This is a genomic window from Shimia sp. MMG029 (genome assembly GCF_027947445.1).
Taxonomy (GTDB): Bacteria; Pseudomonadota; Alphaproteobacteria; order Rhodobacterales; family Rhodobacteraceae; genus Shimia.
Window position 1 is genome coordinate 1,028,274 of record NZ_JAQJIM010000001.1, and the last position, 18,181, is coordinate 1,046,454.

The window sequence follows — 18,181 nt, forward strand, 5'->3', positions numbered from 1 at the left end:
TGTTTAGACAAAAGCGTCCGGCATGGAGGCTTTCTTTTCTGCAACATAAGCACGTAGCTTGGCTTCGATTTCCGGGTCGAGCGCCGGTTGCTGATACGCCCCCAGCAGTTCTTCCACCCGCGCCGCAGCCAGCGCTTGCGTGTCGCGCGCGCCTTCGTCCGCCCAGGTTTCAAACGGCTTATAGTCAAGCAGCTCTGAGCGCCAGAAAGCGGACTTGAAGTTCGCCTGCGTGTGCGCACAGCCGAGATAGTGGCCGCCCGGCCCCACTTCGCGCACCGCATCCATCGCCTGCGCATTCTCGTCATAGGCCACGCCTTCAGCCATCTTGTGCAGAACACCCAGCTGATCGGCATCCATCACGAACTTTTCAAAGCTTGACACAAGGCCGCCTTCCAGCCAGCCACAGCTGTGCAGCATGAAGTTCACACCACCGGTCAGCGCCGCGTTGTGGGTGTGTGCGGTCTCATAAGCTGCCTGCGCGTCGGGCAGTTTGGAGCCACAGAGGCCACCACCGGAACGGAACGGCAGACCCAGACGACGTGCCAGCTGGCCCGCGCCAGAGAGGATCTGGCTCGCTTCAGGGGTGCCAAAGGTCGGCGCACCGGAGTTCATGTCGATGGAGGTCACAAACGCCCCAAAGATCACCGGCGCCCCTTTGCGGATCAACTGGCTGAAGGCGATACCGGCGGTCACTTCCGCCAACACCTGCGTCAACGTGCCAACCACGCTCACTGGTGCCATCGCACCGCCCACGATGAACGGCGAAATGATGCAGGCCTGGTTGTTCTTTGCGTAAACTTCCAGCGCGCCCATCATGATGTCGTCAAACGTCATCGGGGAGTTGATGTTGATGAGCGAGGTCATCACGGTGTTTTCCTGCACGAACTCTTTACCAAAGAGGATCTCGCACATTTCCACGCTGTCCTGCGCCCGGCTTGGCTCGGTCACAGAGCCCATGAACGGCTTGTCGCTCAGGGTCATATGCGCCAGCAACATGTCGAGGTGACGCTTGTTCACCGCCACATCGGTTGGCTCACATACGGTACCGCCAGAGTGGTGCAGCCACTTGGACATATAGCCCAGTTTCACGAATTTCTCGAAATCCGCCATGGTCGCATAGCGGCGTCCGCCGTCCGCGTCCCGCACAAAGGGAGGGCCATATACCGGGGCGCACACCAGAGTGTTGCCGCCAATTTCAACCGATTTCTCTGGATTGCGCGCATGTTGGGTGATGCGCGACGGTGCGGTCTTGCACAGCTCACGCGCCATGCCACGTGGAATGCGCACGCGCTCCGCTTCATAGTCTACATTCGCGCCTGCTTCTTTCCAGATGTCCAGCGCCGCTTTGTTGTTCACAAAGTTGACGCCCACCTCTTCCAGAAGGATGTCGGCATTGGTTTCAATGATCTCAAGCGCTTCTTCATTCAGCACTTCAAACAAGGGAATATTGCGCTCAATGAACTTTGCGGTCTCGATTTTTACGCCAGTACGCTCCGCGCGCCGTGCGGCTCCGCCGCCCCCGCGCCCACGCCGCCGTGTCGCTGCTTCTGCCATGTCTCATCCTCGCAGGCTTTTGGTCTGTCCCCATTTTTGTAGCCCGTGCCCGCACACACAAGCGGCTGATTAACGGCCTTTGACAAAAGAATGCGACATCTGATGCCGCCCTCCACAAAAAAACAATCAAGCAGGCGCTTATCCCCCGCGCTCATCACCTGATAGAGCATCTGCCTTTCTTAAAGAACCTGTGATATCGCCGACTTTATAAGTTGAATTAATTTCTCAGTACTATGCGACACCTGAATACACATTTTTAAGTGCCTGCCTGCAGTGTCGATACACAACCTAGGCAAGATTGGATGATCCATGATTCTCCCTCCTTTTTCTCCTGCAAGTTCCCTCTTGGTTCAGGCGACGACACAACGCGTGGCCATCGACGATGGACAAGTGAGCGCCCAGCAAAATCATGTTTCTGTAAAAACGACCGAAAAACCGAGGCTTGGGTCAGGTATTGGCGAAATGATTTTCGGCCCGGAAGGTTCAAGTGCGCCAGACAATTCACGCATCGCTAATCAATTTTTGAACAAAGCAATCGATATGGCCAAAGCTTTGGCGAGATTGCAGGGGAGTTCGGTCCAGGCTGTAATCGGTAATCTGCCCGGCGGTGGGATTATGCAGGCCTCAAATGGCTGGGGCTATACCGCTGAAATCGAAATTTACCACAGCGGTGCCATACGAATGAGCAGCCAACTAACTGGGACCTCCGGTGATGACAACCTGACCATAAACACTGGTGATGCCTCACAAAAAGACGTGACCCGCATGAGCCCAATGCCTTTTGGGATCGACGCCGGCGATGGCAATGATGCTTTGTCGCTTGCCAGCCAACGAGTGATGAATGTTGATGGAGGCAAAGGCGATGACCGCGTCGCAATCGACGCCATGCTTGTTACCAATATTGATGGCGGCGAAGGAGCCGATGCCATCGCGATTGTCAGTTCTGAGGTTTATAATGTCGAAGGTGGCGCTGGTGCGGATGCGATCAGCATCGCAGCTCACAACATTTCTAACGTCTATGGAGGGGCAGGCAATGATGCCGTGACTATTCAGGGCGATCATGTGTTTAATGTCAGCGGAGGAGGCGGCTCAGATGCTATCTCAGTGTCCGCAAAAGTTGCGCAAAATGTCGAAGGTGGCGAAGGCAGCGATCTGCTGACGGTCAATGCTCAGCAATATGCGCATATTCGTGGTGGAGCTGGAAACGATGTTATAAACGCTCGCGCATCTGGCAACGATGGATTTCTTAATGTTTCCGGTGGAACAGGAAATGATTTGATCAACATCGATGCTGATATGGCTCTGCTTCGTTTTGAAGGTGGGGATGGCAAAGATCAGGTTCAGATCAAACGCACGCGTGATCTGACCGTCAGCCTTGGCACTGCTGATCTGGATGGCGCCAAGATTTCCTTTGACGAAGATAGCCTGAAGATCGTGTTGGAAGATGGGGCGGAGATAACAGTAAACGGTTTGAAACATACAACATCAATTCGCGTTATATCAGATCACAATTCAGGAATTGATTTACGGTCTCATAAGCCGCTGGATATCGTGATATAGGTGACAACGGCCGCCTCATTGCCTGCCCTTCTTGTTTCATATTTATGAAATGCCCTAAATTCACTGATTAAGCACCCTCCCCGGCTTCCCATCCCACTTTACTCACCCGCTCATCCAGCATCAGAGGGCGCAACAGTTTGCCCACTTCTGCCGTGCTACGCTCTTCAATGGTCAGCAAAATCTCCAGCACAGCCGTGTCGCCGCCACTGTCATTGCGCGCCATTTCCGTGACGATCACCCCGGCCTGCGTCAGTGCCTTTAGTGCAAGAGCCCGCACATCCTGATCATTTTGCGCAGGATACTGAATTTGCACCTCAAATTCCTGATTGAGCGGCACCCCGGCCCGGGTTTTGCGCTTCAGCCACTTCACCAAGGGTCGCAGCCCCAGATTGACAAACACCACCAATGCGGTGGCCAGCGCCGCAAAAGCAGGTGCCCCAGCCCCGGCCATCAATCCTACCGCTGCCGAACACCAAAGCGTCGCCGCCGTGTTCAGACCATGCACCGTAAACCCCTGACGAAAAATGATCCCTGCCCCCAGAAAGCCGATGCCAGACACCACTTGCGCCGCCACCCGGGTGGGGCTCACTTCGTCCGGAAACAAAGAAGCAAACACCACATAGCTCGCCGCCCCCAGCGCCACCAAAGCATTGGTGCGCAACCCAGCCATACGCTGGCGCACCTGGCGCTCTGATCCGATCAGCGCGCCGCAGAAAACCGCCAGCGCCAGATTGAGTGCCGCATCTTGCAAAGGCCCATTCAAAAGCTCGATCATGTATATACCTTCAATATACCTTTTCCTGCCTTGAACCATGTCAGACACCCGAGACGCAAGCGAAAATCCGACCAAACGGTCCAAATCATAGGGCAAAAACCCTGCGCGAAGGCGCCGCAGGGGCACGCGTTCGCGCTACAGGGACTTGCGCGAAAGCCTTGCATGGCCTATGCGGCGCTCATGTCCGATATTTCTCATGACCGCCTCCTCATCATCGACTTCGGCAGCCAGGTAACACAGCTGATTGCCCGCCGCCTGCGCGAGCTGAATGTCTATTGCGAAATCCACCCTTATCAGAATGTGACAATGGATTTTGTGCGCGACTTTGCGCCAAAGGCCGTGATCTTCTCCGGTGGCCCCGACAGTGTGACTCGCGAAGGCTCCCCCCGCGCGCCGCAAGAGATTTTTGACTACGGCGTGCCGATCCTTGGCATCTGCTACGGTCAACAGACCATGATGACCCAGCTGGGCGGCAAAGTGGAAAGCGGCCATGGCACCGCCGAATTTGGCCGCGCCTATGTGACTCCGCAAAACAGCCTCGACATTCTGGATGGCTGGTTTGCCGAGGGCGACGAGCAGGTCTGGATGAGCCACGGCGATCACGTCAGCGAAATTGCACCGGGGTTTGAGGTCTATGGCACCTCGCCCAATGCACCTTTTGCCATCACCGCAGACACCTCGCGTCACTTCTACGCTGTGCAATTCCACCCCGAGGTGCACCACACGCCAAATGGCGCGAAACTCTATGAGAACTTCGTCAAGATCGCGGGCTTCTCCGGCGACTGGACCATGGGCGCCTACCGCGAGCAGATGATCGAGGCAATCCGCGCACAGGTTGGCGACAAGAAAGTCATCTGCGGTCTCTCCGGCGGCGTCGACAGCTCTGTCGCGGCCGTGCTCATTCACGAAGCCATCGGCGATCAGCTCACCTGTGTGTTTGTCGACCATGGCCTGCTGCGCAAAGGCGAGGCCGAAGAAGTTGTCACCATGTTCCGTGACAACTACAACATGCAGCTCATCCACGCCGACGAGCAGGAGCTCTTCCTTGGCGAACTCGACGGTCAGTCTGATCCGGAAACCAAGCGCAAGATCATCGGCAAGCTCTTCATCGACGTGTTCCAGAAACACGCCGACACCATCGACGGTGCCGAATTCCTGGCCCAAGGCACGCTTTACCCAGATGTGATCGAGAGCGTCAGCTTCTCCGGCGGTCCTTCCGTGACCATCAAGAGCCACCACAATGTGGGCGGCCTGCCGGAGAAAATGGGCCTCAAACTGGTGGAGCCGCTGCGCGAGCTCTTCAAAGATGAAGTGCGCGCCTTGGGCCGCGAACTTGGTCTGCCGCAAAGCTTCATTGGCCGCCATCCCTTCCCGGGACCGGGTCTTGCGATCCGCTGTCCCGGCGAAATCACCCGCGAAAAGCTCGACATACTGCGCGAAGCCGATGCGGTCTATATCGACCAGATCCGCAAGCACGGTCTCTATGATGAGATCTGGCAGGCTTTCGTAGCTATCCTGCCGGTGCGCACCGTTGGCGTGATGGGTGATGGCCGCACCTATGACTACGCCTGCGCCCTGCGCGCGGTGACCTCCGTGGACGGCATGACAGCGGATTACTACCCGTTCAGCCACGAGTTCCTTGGTGAAACCGCCACACGGATCATCAACGAAGTCAAAGGCATCAACCGCTGCACCTATGACATCACTTCCAAGCCTCCGGGCACAATTGAGTGGGAGTGAGGCACGCCGCCTCATGTCTTCAACAGCCTACGCCGCTCCCATCCGGGGCGGCGTTTTCTTTTGCCCACACCAAGTTTCCCCTTCCATGTGCGCCCAAGCTGCGCAACAACTTCGCAGGGAGGAACCGTTATGAAGTTAACAACTGCGATCATCGCGAGCACCCTGCTCTGCCCGCTTTCAGCGTTGGCGCAAAACGCGCCACTGGCCTGTGAAGGCATCAACGGCAACATTTTCCTCGGCATCGCGGGCCCCTCGGCGCAAATCTGGGGACGGGATGACACCCGCATCCAAGGCGTCGCTGTCCAGATGGATCAGGAGCACGAGGGTTTCCCTGCCGCTTGGGCGCTCAGCATTACGGGCACGCAGGCCACATTGGTTGTTCAAGAGGCCTCCTGCAATTCAACTGGCGGTGACTTCCCACTATCCTTTGTCATGCTCACCAACGAGCAGCTCACCCACGGCTGCTGCACCATCGCTGAATGAGGCTCCTATGACCGCGCCCCAGATCCGCCTCACCGGCCACATAGACGTCCCCACAGACCGCCAGAGCGCAGTCGCCACCGCTTTGCCCGCCCACATTGCCCTGACCCGCGCAGAGCCCGGCTGCCTTGCGTTCGACGTCACCCCAGACCCAAACACCGAAGGCCGCTATCAGGTCGCCGAGCTGTTCACAGATCGGGCCGCCTTTGACGCCCATCAAGCCCGTGCCGCTGCCTCTGACTGGGCGAAAGTCACCGCTGGCATCCCGCGCCACTATCAAATCACCGAGGTTCCCGCGTGAGTGACACCCTCAAAGCCGCGCTTTGGATGAGTGGCGCCATCTTCTCTTTCACCTCCATGGCCATCGCAGGCCGCGCCGTGTCTCTGGAGCTCGATACCTTCGAGATCATGATGTACCGCAGCTTCATCGGCATCATCATCGTCGTCAGCATTGCAACCATCGCAGGCACTATGAACGAGATCACCAGCCGCAACCTAGGATTGCATTTCATTCGAAACGCCAGCCATTTTGCGGGCCAAAATCTTTGGTTTTACGCGATCACCGCGATCCCCCTCGCACAGGTCTTTGCGCTCGAGTTCACCTCCCCGATATGGGCAATCTTGCTGTCCCCGCTCATTTTAGGCGAACGCTTGCGCCCGATCGACCTTCTTGCCGCGCTGATCGGCTTTGTCGGCATCCTCATTGTCGCCCGCCCCTCGCCTGAAACCGCTGACATTGGCCAGCTTGCTGCGGCCACTGCGGCCATCGGCTTTGCCCTCTCAGCGCTCTTCACACGCAAGCTCACGCGCAGCGAAACCATCACCTGTATTCTGTTTTACCTGACCATCATGCAGGCGGCACTTGGCCTGCTGTTTGCCGGTTTCGACGGGGACATCACGCTGCCGTCACTCACCAGTTTACCTTGGGTGATATTGATAAGCTGCGCCGGGTTGGTCGCCCACTACTGCCTCACCACAGCCCTTCGACTCGCTCCCGCTGCGGTGGTGATGCCCATCGATTTTATCCGATTACCGTTGATCGCTGTTGTAGGAATGACACTCTACAGCGAAAAACTCGATATTTGGGTGATGTTGGGTGCACTGCTGATTTTTGCAGGGAATTACTTGAACATACTCATAGAAGTGCGCCGCAAATCTGCGACAGGTTGACGCGAAGTCACGGGTATTTTACCCGATTGGCTAAGTTGACTTGGATAAAGATGCGCGAATAGCTTTGGAAGAGAAATAAAATAACTCAGGACTATACGGGACACGCATCACATGAAGAAAATGCTTATGGGAGCCACCGCACTCGCGATGGTTGGAGGAGCATCTTACGCTGGAGGCATCGACCGCTCAGGCCAAGGTGTCAACATTCTGTTTGAGGAGGGGAACTATGCACAGTTCACCTACCGATATGCCAACCCCAGTGTAACAGGAACCAATGCCATCGTTGGCAACTCAAACGACGTTGCTCAGTCATTCAGCAACCTGTCATTTGGCTACAAACACGAGATCACCGACAACCTCGATCTCGCCCTGATCTACGACCAACCGTTCGGCGCGCACATTCACTACACCGACGGGCCTTTGTCGGCGGGTGGCGTGGTTGGCTTGCCGTTTGATGGCCTCGCAGAGATCGACAGCGACGCCGTGACGGCATTGTTGCAGTACCGCTTTGACAATGGTTTCAGCATTCACGGTGGGGCGCGCGCGCTAAAGGTGGACGGCGTGATCCAGTCCAGCCTCGGCATCCTGCGCGCAGACAGTGATTTTGACCTCGGCGGCGTCGTGGGTGTGGCCTATGAAAAACCGGAAATCGCGCTACGCGTAGCACTCACCTACGCAACTGAGGTCAAAAGCGGGCTCGAGGGCGTAAATGCGGCAGCTCCTGCCGGCGCGCAAGAACGCACATTTGACGTTGATTTCCCAGAAAGCGTCAACCTTGACTTCCAGACAGGTATCGCGGCCAACACTTTGCTGTTCGGCTCTGTACGCTGGGTTGGCTGGGGCGGCTTCAGCCTCGACACTGTGGATGGTCAGTGGGTGAACTTTGATGATGACACCATCACCTACAGCCTGGGTGTTGGCCGTCAGATCAACGATAAGCTCTCGCTCGCGCTGCAATTTGGCTACGAAAGCGCCGGGGATCGTCCAACAACCACTGCTTTGGCACCGACCACAGGTTCACGCAGCATCGGCCTTGGGGCGACCTATCAAATCAACGATCAACTCTCTGTCTCAGGTGCGATCACTTATGCACAGCCGGGCGATCAGTTCTTCCCAATCGGTGCAGCTGGCAACATTGACTTCAACGACAACGAAGCATGGGGCGGTGGCATCCGCATCGGCTACCGCTTCTAACCGCGCACATAGATCACACCAAAGCCTCGCCATCCGGCGGGGCTTTTCTTTTGCGCAGGTTTCGGAGTGCACGGGCCAATGCCAAACTTTAGTCTGACCTCATGACCGCACCTGTTCAAAAATCCCTGTCCCCGCGTGCCTGGGCGGAGCTCTTCGTGCTCGCGGCCCTCTGGGGCGCCGTGTTCTTCACCAACCGCATCGCGCTTAACGAGATCGGCCCAATAACCCTAGTGGCCCATCGCACTTTCTGGGCGGCGCTCCTGCTCTGGGCGCTGATCCTGATGCGCGGCATCACCTTTCCCAAAGGCGCGCGCCTTTGGGGGGCGTTTCTGATCATGGGGCTCTTGAACAACCTCATTCCTTTCAGCCTTCTGAATTTCGCCCAGCTCACCATCGAGAGCGGCTTGGCCTCCATCTTCAACGCAGCCACGGCCTTCTTCGGAGTGCTGCTGGCGGCGCTCTTTCTGCCAGATGAGCGTCTGACATGGGCCAAAGCGCTTGGTGTGGCGATTGGATTTCTGGGCGTGGCCACCGCCATTGGCCTCAACCACCTGATCACCTTTGATCCGCGCTCGCTCGCCCAGATCGCAGCACTTCTCGCCACGCTCTCTTACGGGTTTGCCGGGATTTGGGCGCGCAAGCACCTTGCGGGCTGCAGCCCAACTGTGGCGGCCGCTGGGATGCTCACCTGCTCAGCGCTCATGTCCCTGCCCCTTGCTCACGTCGTCGAAGCCCCGCTCTCCTTGCAACTTACCGCCTCTACATGGGCTTCCATTGCCTACGGCGCCGCTCTTGGCACCGCTGGCGCCTATCTGCTCTACTACCGCCTGCTGGCCGCCGCAGGCAGCGGCAACCTGCTTCTGGTCACGCTTCTGGTGCCGCCCTTTGCCATCCTGCTTGGCACATTTTTTCTGGGCGAAACCCTGCATCCCCGCGCCTTTGCTGGGTTTGCCTTGCTCGCCTTGGGTCTGCTGGTCCTGGATGGCCGCCTCTGGCACCGTCTGCGCGCAAGACCGTCGCGTATTTAACACAATGCTGCCTTGCCAAGTCCCGCGCGGCTTGGCACGGTCAGTCCTAAGCAAGACCACACGCGGAGGGCAGCATGGCAAAAGGATATTGGATCGGACGTGTCGACGTCGAAGATGCCGAAGGCTACAAAAAATACATAGAGGCCAACGCCAAGCCTTTCGCGGAGTACGGCGCGCGCTTCCTGATCCGGGGTGGCCAGTTTGAAAACCCCGAAGGCTCCTCCCGCAGCCGCAATGTGGTGATTGAGTTTCCCTCCTATGAGGCCGCTCTGGCCTGCTATCATTCCGAGGACTACCAATATGCCAAATCCCTGCGCGAGCCTGTCAGCACAGGCGACATTGTCATTGTGGAGGGCTACGACGCATGATCTGGGACCAGCTTCTACACCGCCTGCGTGGAACGCCAGACACCCCGCCCCTACCTGAGCCGGATGAAAAGCTTGCCCTTGGGGCGCTTCTCGTGCGCGTGGCAAAGTCAGACAACCACTACGATGTCGAAGAAATCGGCGAGATTGACAAAATTCTGGCCGCCTCTTTTGATCTGAACCCGATCGAGGCTGCAAAGCTGCGCGCCACCTGCGAAAAGCTGGAACACGCCGCACCCGGCACGCCCGACTTCGCCACTCTGATCCGCGAAACGGTGGATTATCCGCATCGCTTGGAAGTCGTGCAAAAGCTGGTTTCCGTGATCGAGGCAGATGGCGCACACGCCCCTGAGGAAGACGCCAGCCTGCATGAGATCGAGGCGATGCTAGGCATCAAACCGGAGGACAGCCCGGTCGGCCCAACCAGCTGACCCGATTCCAAAACGTTTAACATCAAACAAAAAAAGCGCCGACTGGGGAACAGTCGACGCTCTTTTCAGTTTTACATCGGTTTAAGCCAGACTTGGCAACCAAAGCACGATGGATGGGAAGGCCACCAGCAAGGCAATCGTCACAGCATCCGCGATGAAGAACGGTGTCACGCCTTTGAACACATCCTGCACGCTCAAATCATCGCGCACACCGGCCACCACGAAGCAGTTGAGGCCAATCGGTGGGGTGATCAAACAGAACTCCGCCATCTTCACCACCAGAATGCCAAACCAGATCGCACACATCGTGCCGCTCATCCCAAATGTGCTGTCCGCCGCCGCCACGGCCTCGCCACCGTTCAGTGCCATCACCGCAGGATACACCACCGGCAAAGTCAACAGCAGCATGCCAATCGCGTCCATGAACATGCCCAGCACCGCATAGGCCAGCAGAATACAGATCAGGATCAGCCACGGCGACATCTCAAGACTTGTAGTCCAGTCCGAAAACGCCCCCGGCAGATCGGCAAACCCAAGGAAGCGTACATAGATCAGCACCCCCCAGATGATGGTGAAAATCATCACCGTCAGCTTGGCCGTATCCAAAAGCGCAGACTTCAGCTCCGGCCAGCGCATCCCGCGCACCAGCGCCAGCAGAAAGACGATAAACGCCCCCACGGCCCCACCCTCTGTCGGTGTGCCCCAGGCATCGCCAAAAGGGTTGTAGACAAAGAAGATGATGATCACGACCACCGCCACAATCGGCAAGGCCGGCGGCAGCGCGGCAAAACGCTCACGCCATGTGAAGCCGCTCACCGGCGGGCCGACGGTTTTGAAGATCATGGCAATGCCCACAATCATCGCGCCGTAAACCACAGCGGAGAACGCACCGGGAATGAACCCTGCCAGCAACAGCTTTCCGACATCCTGCTCCACAATGATCGCATAGATCACAAGGATCGCTGACGGCGGGATCAGCGAGGCCAAAGTGCCCCCTGCCGCCACAACGCCCGCAGCGAACTGCTTGTTGTAACCCACCTTCAGCATCTCCGGGATCGCAATCCGCGCAAACACCGCCGCTGTCGCCACCGACGCACCCGACACCGCCGCAAAGCCTGCGGTCGCAAACACAGTGGACACCGCCAGCCCTCCGGGCACCCAGGCGATCCACTTCTTGGCTGCATCAAACAGCGCCGTGGTCAGCTTGGCGTAATAGGCCAGATAGCCAATCAGGATGAAGGTCGGAATGAGGCTCAGCGCCTGAGAGGACACTTTGGAATGCGGCACCGATCCGGCAATGGCGATGGATTTGCCCAAAGCCCCGTCCCAGATCTCCCGCCGCTCATTCCAATACAGAAACTTTTCAGGCGCATAGCCGGACTTCGCCCAGAAAATCCAGACAATCCCGACAAAGCCAGCTAGCGCAGCCGCAAAGGCCACCCGCATTCCCAGCACCACAAGCAGGAGCATCCCGCCCGTGACCCAAAGACCAATTGTAATGTTATCCATTGTCAGCATCCCCAAGCTGATCGACCTCTGCACGGGCCTGTTCTTCGATGGATTGCACCAGCGGCACCGCCACCGGGCTTGGCAGATTCAGCACAAAGGCCCGTCCATAACCCCAGACCTGCAGCGCCAGCCGCAGACACATCACCGAAAATGCCACCGGCACAACCAGCTTGGAGGGCCAGATCGGCAGGCCAATATCAATCGAGCTGTCGCGCGAACACAGCGGACGCGCGCAATCAAAGGAGCGCTCAAAATGCGCCCAGCTGCCCATGGTCAGCGCAATCATAAGCCCCAGGATCAGCACCACAGACAGCAACTCCGCCCCCCAAAGCGCACGGCCCTTGAGTTTGCCAATCACCATATCCATGCGGATGTGGCTGCCATCACGCTGCACATAGGCGATCCCCATCACCGCAATCAGCGGCATCAGCGCCTCGATATAATCCACATATCCCGACAGTGGCGACGCAAAGAACTTGCGCCCGCCCACCGAATAGGCGGCCAAAAACATCAGGCTGAACACGGCAAGGCCGCTCAGCAATGCAAAAAACTGTTCCAGCTTGAGCAGGTGACGATCCAGTCTGCTAAGCACACTGTTGTCTTCAAGCACGGCAGAGGCACCGGCCATATCCTTCCCCCTTCTACCTGACACACGTCAGATACAAAACGGCCCCGGAACTCACCGAGGCCGCAATTTTAATTATTTTTATCAGTTGGTTGCGCGGTGATCTTCGAGAGTTTTCACAACCAGATCATAGAGCTCCTGACCCGGAATGCCCTGCGCTTCCATGTCTTTGATCCAGGCTTCGCGGATCGGATCGGCCGCTTTGGCACGGAACTCCGCGATCACAGAATCGTCGATCTCAACCTTGGCCACGCCCTTCTCTTCCAGAACGCTGTCCCACTTCTCCAGAAGCGTGCCGTAGTTCGCCACATAGTGATCCAGCGATTCCTGAACAGAGCTGTCCAGCGCCGCACGGTGCTCATCAGACAGGTCTTCATAAGCGTCGATGTTCACCACAACCGGGCAGTTCACGGTGCCGGGGTTCAGGTTGGCTGTCCACCAGTCCGCTTGGTTGATGGTGCCGAAAGACAGGTGCGCGTGCTGCGCAAAGGCCACGGTGTCCACCACGCCGCTTTCCATCGCCTGATAGGCTTCGGTCGCGGTTACAGAAGTCGGCACGCCGCCCACGGCTTCAAAGGCTTTGCCCAGACCGCCAGTGGCGCGCACGCGCATGCCGTCAAAGTCTGCCAACGAGTCGCGTGGATCGCCGGTGCCAACAAGGTTGTACTGCGGCATGGGCGAGGTCATCAGAAGCTTGGCGTTCCACTGCTCCATCTCTTCCGCTGCGGCTGGGTGGCCATATACTGCGGCAGACACAGCCAGCTCTTCCTGCAAATTCGCAACACCAAGGAACGGCAGCTCCAGCACGGTGATCACGCGGTTCTTGTCACGGTGATAACCCGCACAGAACTGCGCCATTTCAAACGCGCCGATGGAAATCCCATCGAGGTTTTCACGGTTCTTGGACAGGCCGCCATAGCTGATGTTCATGGTGAACTCGCCGCCGGTTTTTTCGCTCACCAACTCCGCCAGTTTCTCAACATGCTCGGTGAAGGCGCGGCGCTTGCCCCAGACAGAGACATTCCACTCGGTGGCCATTGCTTCGGTGACAAATGCCATAGACAGGGCCGCCACGGCGGTCCGGCTCATCAATTTACGCATAATTTCCTCCCGATTGCGTAAGTTTTATGTTCCTACCATGACGAAGCTCTCGGCAGATGCCAATGAAGGAATTCGCATGGCTGATCTTCGCTGCCCTGCGGATTTCCGCAGGGCAAAAGGACAGGTGCGTTTTGTGTCAGCGCGTGACTTTATGCTGCTGCCACTGGCAAACGCATCACCATCCCCGCCATTTCATCCAGATCTTCGGACGACACCGCACAGGCGGCGTTCTGCGACATGCCGTGATTGGCGTCGTTTTTCATCTCTGCAGCCAGCGCCGCAACGGTCAGACCGGCACATTCGGCCGGCAGTTCTGCCGGGATCTCACAAGCCCGCATCAAGGCTGACAGCGCGCCAGGCAGCGCCGCAGCATCGCGTTCCGCGCCAAGGGCTTCCGCCGCCAGTGCGTAATTCTCTGCGCCCTCTGGGCGCGCCACAAGCCACGGCAGGCTGACCTCAAGCCCCAGCCCGGTCACCAGCCCGTGATGCACGCGCGCCAAAGAGCCAAGTGAATGGCTGATGTTGTGGCCCATGTGCGTGTTGCAATTGTGAAGCGCCAGCCCCGCCACCAAACTGCCCCAAAGCACATGACCACGCGCCTCGATATCACTGCCATCTGCCACCGCTTTTGGCAGATGCTTCGAAAGTATGCGCAGCGCCTCCAATCCATAAAGCTGTCCCGCCGGGTTGGTCGCACGCGCGGTTGCGCCCTCCAGCGCATGCGTCACCGCATCAATACCCGTCCATGCGGTGAGATTGGCAGGCAAACTGAGCGTCAATTCTGGATCAAGCACGGCCTGATCAAACATCAGCTCCTCGCCCCAATACCATGTTTTCCAACCACTTTCTAATGACACAACCGAAGTTCGCGTGACCTCAGACCCGGTGCCTGCCGTTGTCGGAATGGCAATCGACCGCAGACCATTTTTCGGCAAAGGCCGCGTTGCAAGCGCATAGGTGCTGGCCGGGTCTCCGCTCGGCGCAATAGCAGCAACCAATTTGGCCGCATCCATCGCCGCACCGCCGCCAAGGCCGATGACCAGCCGCGCCTCAACAGCGCGTGCCTGCGCGCACAGCGCATCCACCTGCGCTTGCTTTGGCTCGCCAGCGACCGTCGCAGCCACCTCAAATGCGATGCCTTTTCCCGCCAGTATCTCCCCCAGCCGTTCTGTCACGCCAAGTTCCGCCAAAATCGAGTCCGCCACGATCAAAACCGGCCCGCCTCCAAGACGCGATACAATCGCTGGAACCTTTGCCAGCCGACCGGGACCAAAAGTCACCGGTGGCACGCCTCCCATATTAAACGCTGACATGTTGCTCTTATCCTCTGTCCAAGCTGCAGAGCCGCCCGCTCCTCACGCGCCACTCATACGTCAGACAAATGCTTCCTCAGACAGTTGGCCCATTGCAAGCGCAATATTTCGCCTCAGCAACACCCAGAACACCCTGAAATTGAAACAAACATGATTACAGTAGCTTACAGGACATTTCTAAAATGCGACGTTGCGTCAATCTGGCGTGTCAGATCACACCACCGCTAAAGCAGGGCCTCCTTGTTCAAACCCAACTTCACGATCTTCTCGTTCAACGTCCGTCGCCCGATCCCAAGGGTTTCTGCCGCCGCATCCATGCGCCCCTCATGGGCTTTGATCGCCTTGCCGATCAACTCTCGCTCAAAGGCCGCCACGGCCTCACGCAGGGTTTCTGGCACCTCTTCAAGACTTGGCGTCTGTGCCATGGCTGCGGTCATGGTGCCACCGCCCCGACGCGCCAGCATCACACGGCGCGCGCACACGTTACGCAACTCCCGCACATTGCCCGGCCAGTCATGTGCCATCAGTGTGGCCACATCTTCATGATCAAGCTCTGGCACGGCCACCTCATGCACCCGTGCATAGTCATCCAGAAAATGCGCAACCAACAACATCACGTCATCTAGACGCTGCCGAAGTGGTGGAAGTTTTAGAATAAAGGTGTTGATACGAAACAATAAATCCTGACGCATCCGCCCTTCAACCACGGCCAGATCCACATCTTCATTGGTGGCACATATGATCCGCAGATCCACCGCATCCGGCGTCGCAGCCCCAGTCGGAAACACCTGCTGATCCTCAATCACCCGCAAGAGTTTCGCCTGCACCGCCAATGGACAGGCCCCGATTTCGTCCAGAAACAACGTCCCGCCAGAGGCCGCCTGCAAACGCCCCTTGCCTCCTTCGGCGGTGCCAAACATCTCTGCCTCAAAGCTGTCCGGATGCAACGCGGCACAGTTGATGGCCAAAAACGGCTGCTCTGCACGTGGCCCAAGGTCATGCAGGGCCCGCGCCACCAACTCTTTTCCGGTGCCCGTCTCCCCTTGGATCAGCACCGCTTCTTCCATCGGTGCGAGGTCCAGCACCTCTTCGCGCAAATGGGCCACCGCCTGCGTCCGCCCCAGAAGGATGCGATCCAATCCCGAAAGCTCATAAAGCCTTGCCTTCAGGCGATTGTTGCTTGCCCGCATCCGGCTCTGTTCGGCGGCATGGGTCAGAATGCTCAGCAAACGGCGCGGCTCATAAGGCTTTTCTACAAAACTATAGGCCCCAGCCTGCATCGCCTCCACCGCCATGGGAATGTCCCCATGCGCCGAAATCAACACCAGAGGCGGTGCCAGTTGCGGCTGCAGCGCGGCCAGCAACTCAAGTCCGGTCATCCCCGGCATACGCACATCTGAAAGGATAACGTCAGGCACCATAGTGGTCAGCCGCTCAAGCGCCTTGTCGCCGCGCGAAACCGCCTCCGCCTGCCAGCCCGCCGCGGCCATCAGCGCCAGCAGAGACTGCCGCATGGCTTTGTCGTCATCCACAATCAGCAGGCTGTAGGTTGGCGCTTCACTCATCTGCTATGTCCTTTCGTTGCGCTGCAAACGCGCCACGCCCTGTTGCCGCCTCAGCAAGCGGCAACGTCACGCGAAACACCGCACCCTGCGCACAATCTGCCGCCCTGTCCTGCGCTGTCATATGGCCGCCATGGTCTTTCACAATGGTCGCAGAAATCGCCAGGCCAAGCCCCATTCCTCTACCGCTTTCTCTCTTAGTAACAAAGGGTTCCTGAAGGTTTTGCAAGTTCTCATCGCCCAAACCGTGCCCTGTATCCGCCACCTCAAATGCCGCGCAATCTTTCTCCGCCCAAACGCGCACAGTCAGAACCGCCGCCCTCGGCTCATCCTCCATCGCGTCACAGGCGTTGCGGAGAATATTGGTCATCACCTGCTCCACCCGCAGCCGGTTGCCACGCACCAGCACAGGCGTCTCTGCCATATCACGCATCACGGTCACGCCACCCGCCTCAAGGTTGGGCGCAACCAACCCTAGGGCCGAGTCCATCGCGCTTTGCAGCGCAAACGCCTCAAAGCGCTCCTTGCCGCTGGTGGCAAAAAACTTCAGCTGCCGCGTGATGCCTTCCATGCGCGCCACCAATCCATTCAGATCAGCACCCAGCCCCGCCGCCCCTTTCGGGTTGAGTTCCGCCGCCGCCAGATGGTTGCGCATGGCCGCAATAGGCTGTCCCAGCTCATGGGTCACAGAGGCCGAAAGCTGCCCCAGCGCGGCCAATCGGCTCGCCTGCGAAAGCTCTTTCTGCGTCGCCTGAAGCTGTGCTTGCGCGGTCTTACGCTCCGCTATCTCCACCGCCAGCTGCGCATTGGTTTGGCGCAATTGCGCCTCTTCCTGCTCTGCCCGACGCAAAGCGCGGCCAATCCGCCGCGCCCGTTGCACCTGAAACAAAACCAACGCCGACCCCGCCAGCAAGACCACCACGGCGGTTGCCAGCCACGCCCGCGCCACGGCCCGCTCATTATTGGCAAAGTAATGCAGCTCCCACCCATCAGGCAAATCCTGCGCCACCAAATGCAAACGCGGCGCGCCCGCAATCTCTGCCTGACCGTCGCCTGTTGACGTCCAGGCCAACGGATCCAGCGGTTGGCCCAGAAACTGCCGCGCGGCGATAATGTCCTGCTTTTGCGCTGCACTCAACGGTGACAACACCCGATAGCGCCACGTTGGCTCTGACGCCAACAACACCACCCCATCGCGATTGGCCAAAATCACCTGCTCTCCGGCATTGGCCCAACTGGTCTCCAGATCTCCAAAACTCTTTTTCAGGGCAATCACCCCCTGCGTTTCCGCCCTGTCCTCGCGCACCGCATCCGCAATGAAATACCCCGGCTCTCCCGTTGTAGTCCCAATCGCATAAAACCGCCCCTGCACCCCAGCCAAAGCTTCCTGAAAATATGGCCGAAACGCATAGCTTTGCCCGATGAACGAATGGGGTTTGTCGTGGTTTGACGCCGCAATCGTAATGCCCGATGCATCCATCAGGTAAATCGCGTCCAGACCGGCCCTTGCGGCAAAATCAGCCAAACGGGCGTTCAGCGCCCCGGTGTCCGCCCCAGCCAATGCCGCCATCACAAAACTGTCCTGTGCCAGAACGTGGGTGAGGTGGCTGTGCCGCTCAAGCTCCGCCACCACTGTGCTGCGATAAAGCGAGAGTTGGCCTTCGGACTTTTCAAATTCTTCTGCCAGAAACAGGTCAAGCGCCACGCGCTGCACAACAAACCCCACACAAAGTGTGGCGACGAGCGACAGGATCAAAGACAGGCGTGCCATTGC

Annotated in this window: 17 protein-coding genes; 9 read left to right on the forward strand and 8 right to left on the reverse strand. The window is 58.2% G+C overall.

What is annotated here, in order from left to right:
- Positions 1 to 3 precede the first annotated feature (3 nt).
- Entirely contained in the window at positions 4 to 1,554 is a 1,551-nt protein-coding gene (locus PJL69_RS04855) for a trimethylamine methyltransferase family protein (RefSeq protein WP_271308638.1), read from the reverse strand.
- A 309-nt stretch (positions 1,555 to 1,863) separates the two neighbouring features.
- On the opposite strand from PJL69_RS04855, the gene PJL69_RS04860 reads away from it, so the two are divergent.
- A complete protein-coding gene (locus PJL69_RS04860) occupies positions 1,864 to 3,114 on the forward strand; it encodes a hypothetical protein (protein WP_271308639.1) in 1,251 nt (416 codons plus the stop codon).
- Positions 3,115 to 3,181: 67 nt separating this feature from the next.
- Here the strand turns inward: PJL69_RS04860 and PJL69_RS04865 are convergent, their stop codons facing one another.
- Positions 3,182 to 3,889, reverse strand: a complete 708-nt coding sequence (locus PJL69_RS04865) for an MgtC/SapB family protein (RefSeq protein WP_271308640.1) — start codon at positions 3,887 to 3,889, stop codon at positions 3,182 to 3,184.
- 180 nt (positions 3,890 to 4,069) lie between these two features.
- On the opposite strand from PJL69_RS04865, the gene guaA reads away from it, so the two are divergent.
- The 8 genes from guaA (at position 4,070) to PJL69_RS04905 (ending at position 10,297) form a co-directional block, all read left to right on the forward strand.
- Positions 4,070 to 5,629, forward strand: coding sequence for a glutamine-hydrolyzing GMP synthase (gene guaA, locus PJL69_RS04870; RefSeq protein WP_271308641.1), 1,560 nt, complete (start codon positions 4,070 to 4,072; stop codon positions 5,627 to 5,629).
- 129 nt (positions 5,630 to 5,758) lie between these two features.
- A complete protein-coding gene (locus PJL69_RS04875) occupies positions 5,759 to 6,112 on the forward strand; it encodes a hypothetical protein (RefSeq protein WP_271308642.1) in 354 nt (117 codons plus the stop codon).
- Positions 6,113 to 6,119: 7 nt separating this feature from the next.
- Positions 6,120 to 6,410, forward strand: coding sequence for a putative quinol monooxygenase (locus tag PJL69_RS04880; protein WP_271308643.1), 291 nt, complete (start codon positions 6,120 to 6,122; stop codon positions 6,408 to 6,410).
- Positions 6,407 to 7,279, forward strand: a complete 873-nt coding sequence (locus PJL69_RS04885; RefSeq protein ID WP_271308644.1) for a DMT family transporter — start codon at positions 6,407 to 6,409, stop codon at positions 7,277 to 7,279. The genes PJL69_RS04880 and PJL69_RS04885 overlap by 4 nt, the downstream gene beginning before the upstream one ends.
- Positions 7,280 to 7,390: 111 nt before the next feature.
- Positions 7,391 to 8,473: an OmpP1/FadL family transporter gene (locus PJL69_RS04890; RefSeq protein ID WP_271308645.1), complete on the forward strand. Its 1,083-nt coding sequence runs from the start codon at positions 7,391 to 7,393 to the stop codon at positions 8,471 to 8,473.
- A gap of 101 nt (positions 8,474 to 8,574) precedes the next feature.
- Positions 8,575 to 9,501 carry a DMT family transporter gene (locus PJL69_RS04895; RefSeq protein ID WP_271308646.1) on the forward strand — a complete coding sequence of 309 codons (927 nt, stop codon included), beginning with the start codon at positions 8,575 to 8,577 and terminating at the stop codon, positions 9,499 to 9,501.
- A gap of 74 nt (positions 9,502 to 9,575) precedes the next feature.
- On the forward strand, positions 9,576 to 9,869 hold the full coding sequence (locus PJL69_RS04900; RefSeq protein ID WP_271308647.1) for a DUF1330 domain-containing protein: 294 nt from the start codon (positions 9,576 to 9,578) through the stop codon (positions 9,867 to 9,869).
- Positions 9,866 to 10,297 (forward strand): TerB family tellurite resistance protein, encoded by a 432-nt coding sequence (locus PJL69_RS04905; RefSeq protein ID WP_271308648.1) that lies wholly within the window; start codon positions 9,866 to 9,868, stop codon positions 10,295 to 10,297. The genes PJL69_RS04900 and PJL69_RS04905 overlap by 4 nt, the downstream gene beginning before the upstream one ends.
- A gap of 81 nt (positions 10,298 to 10,378) precedes the next feature.
- Here PJL69_RS04905 and PJL69_RS04910 read toward each other — a convergent pair whose 3' ends face one another.
- From PJL69_RS04910 to PJL69_RS04935, 6 genes are all read right to left on the reverse strand, one after another.
- On the reverse strand, positions 10,379 to 11,806 hold the full coding sequence (locus PJL69_RS04910; protein ID WP_271308649.1) for a TRAP transporter large permease: 1,428 nt from the start codon (positions 11,804 to 11,806) through the stop codon (positions 10,379 to 10,381).
- Positions 11,799 to 12,434: a TRAP transporter small permease subunit gene (locus PJL69_RS04915; RefSeq protein ID WP_271308650.1), complete on the reverse strand. Its 636-nt coding sequence runs from the start codon at positions 12,432 to 12,434 to the stop codon at positions 11,799 to 11,801. The genes PJL69_RS04910 and PJL69_RS04915 overlap by 8 nt, the downstream gene beginning before the upstream one ends.
- Positions 12,435 to 12,515: 81 nt before the next feature.
- The gene (locus PJL69_RS04920) at positions 12,516 to 13,532 is read right to left on the reverse strand and encodes a C4-dicarboxylate TRAP transporter substrate-binding protein (protein ID WP_271308651.1); all 1,017 of its coding nucleotides are present in this window, start codon (positions 13,530 to 13,532) and stop codon (positions 12,516 to 12,518) included.
- A 149-nt stretch (positions 13,533 to 13,681) separates the two neighbouring features.
- Positions 13,682 to 14,845, reverse strand: a complete 1,164-nt coding sequence (locus PJL69_RS04925; protein ID WP_271308652.1) for an iron-containing alcohol dehydrogenase — start codon at positions 14,843 to 14,845, stop codon at positions 13,682 to 13,684.
- Positions 14,846 to 15,069: 224 nt separating this feature from the next.
- A complete protein-coding gene (locus tag PJL69_RS04930) occupies positions 15,070 to 16,410 on the reverse strand; it encodes a sigma-54-dependent transcriptional regulator (protein WP_271308653.1) in 1,341 nt (446 codons plus the stop codon).
- Complete coding sequence (locus PJL69_RS04935) at positions 16,403 to 18,178, reverse strand: sensor histidine kinase (RefSeq protein ID WP_271308654.1); 1,776 nt, start codon at positions 18,176 to 18,178, stop codon at positions 16,403 to 16,405. Before PJL69_RS04935 ends, PJL69_RS04930 begins: the two co-directional genes overlap by 8 nt.
- Positions 18,179 to 18,181 lie beyond the last annotated feature (3 nt).

Bases quoted from the DNA above. Each gene is read 5' to 3' on its own strand.
- PJL69_RS04875 (WP_271308642.1), top strand. From the start codon at position 5,759: ATGAAGTTAACAACTGCGATCATCGCGAGCACCCTGCTCTGCCCGCTT.
- PJL69_RS04895 (WP_271308646.1), top strand. From the start codon at position 8,575: ATGACCGCACCTGTTCAAAAATCCCTGTCCCCGCGTGCCTGGGCGGAG.
- PJL69_RS04920 (WP_271308651.1), bottom strand. From the start codon at position 13,532: ATGCGTAAATTGATGAGCCGGACCGCCGTGGCGGCCCTGTCTATGGCA.
- PJL69_RS04910 (WP_271308649.1), bottom strand. From the start codon at position 11,806: ATGGATAACATTACAATTGGTCTTTGGGTCACGGGCGGGATGCTCCTG.
- guaA (WP_271308641.1), top strand. From the start codon at position 4,070: ATGTCCGATATTTCTCATGACCGCCTCCTCATCATCGACTTCGGCAGC.
- PJL69_RS04905 (WP_271308648.1), top strand. From the start codon at position 9,866: ATGATCTGGGACCAGCTTCTACACCGCCTGCGTGGAACGCCAGACACC.
- PJL69_RS04935 (WP_271308654.1), bottom strand. From the start codon at position 18,178: ATGGCACGCCTGTCTTTGATCCTGTCGCTCGTCGCCACACTTTGTGTG.
- PJL69_RS04925 (WP_271308652.1), bottom strand. From the start codon at position 14,845: ATGTCAGCGTTTAATATGGGAGGCGTGCCACCGGTGACTTTTGGTCCC.
- PJL69_RS04890 (WP_271308645.1), top strand. From the start codon at position 7,391: ATGAAGAAAATGCTTATGGGAGCCACCGCACTCGCGATGGTTGGAGGA.
- PJL69_RS04880 (WP_271308643.1), top strand. From the start codon at position 6,120: ATGACCGCGCCCCAGATCCGCCTCACCGGCCACATAGACGTCCCCACA.
- PJL69_RS04865 (WP_271308640.1), bottom strand. From the start codon at position 3,889: ATGATCGAGCTTTTGAATGGGCCTTTGCAAGATGCGGCACTCAATCTG.
- PJL69_RS04915 (WP_271308650.1), bottom strand. From the start codon at position 12,434: ATGGCCGGTGCCTCTGCCGTGCTTGAAGACAACAGTGTGCTTAGCAGA.
- PJL69_RS04900 (WP_271308647.1), top strand. From the start codon at position 9,576: ATGGCAAAAGGATATTGGATCGGACGTGTCGACGTCGAAGATGCCGAA.
- PJL69_RS04855 (WP_271308638.1), bottom strand. From the start codon at position 1,554: ATGGCAGAAGCAGCGACACGGCGGCGTGGGCGCGGGGGCGGCGGAGCC.
- PJL69_RS04930 (WP_271308653.1), bottom strand. From the start codon at position 16,410: ATGAGTGAAGCGCCAACCTACAGCCTGCTGATTGTGGATGACGACAAA.
- PJL69_RS04860 (WP_271308639.1), top strand. From the start codon at position 1,864: ATGATTCTCCCTCCTTTTTCTCCTGCAAGTTCCCTCTTGGTTCAGGCG.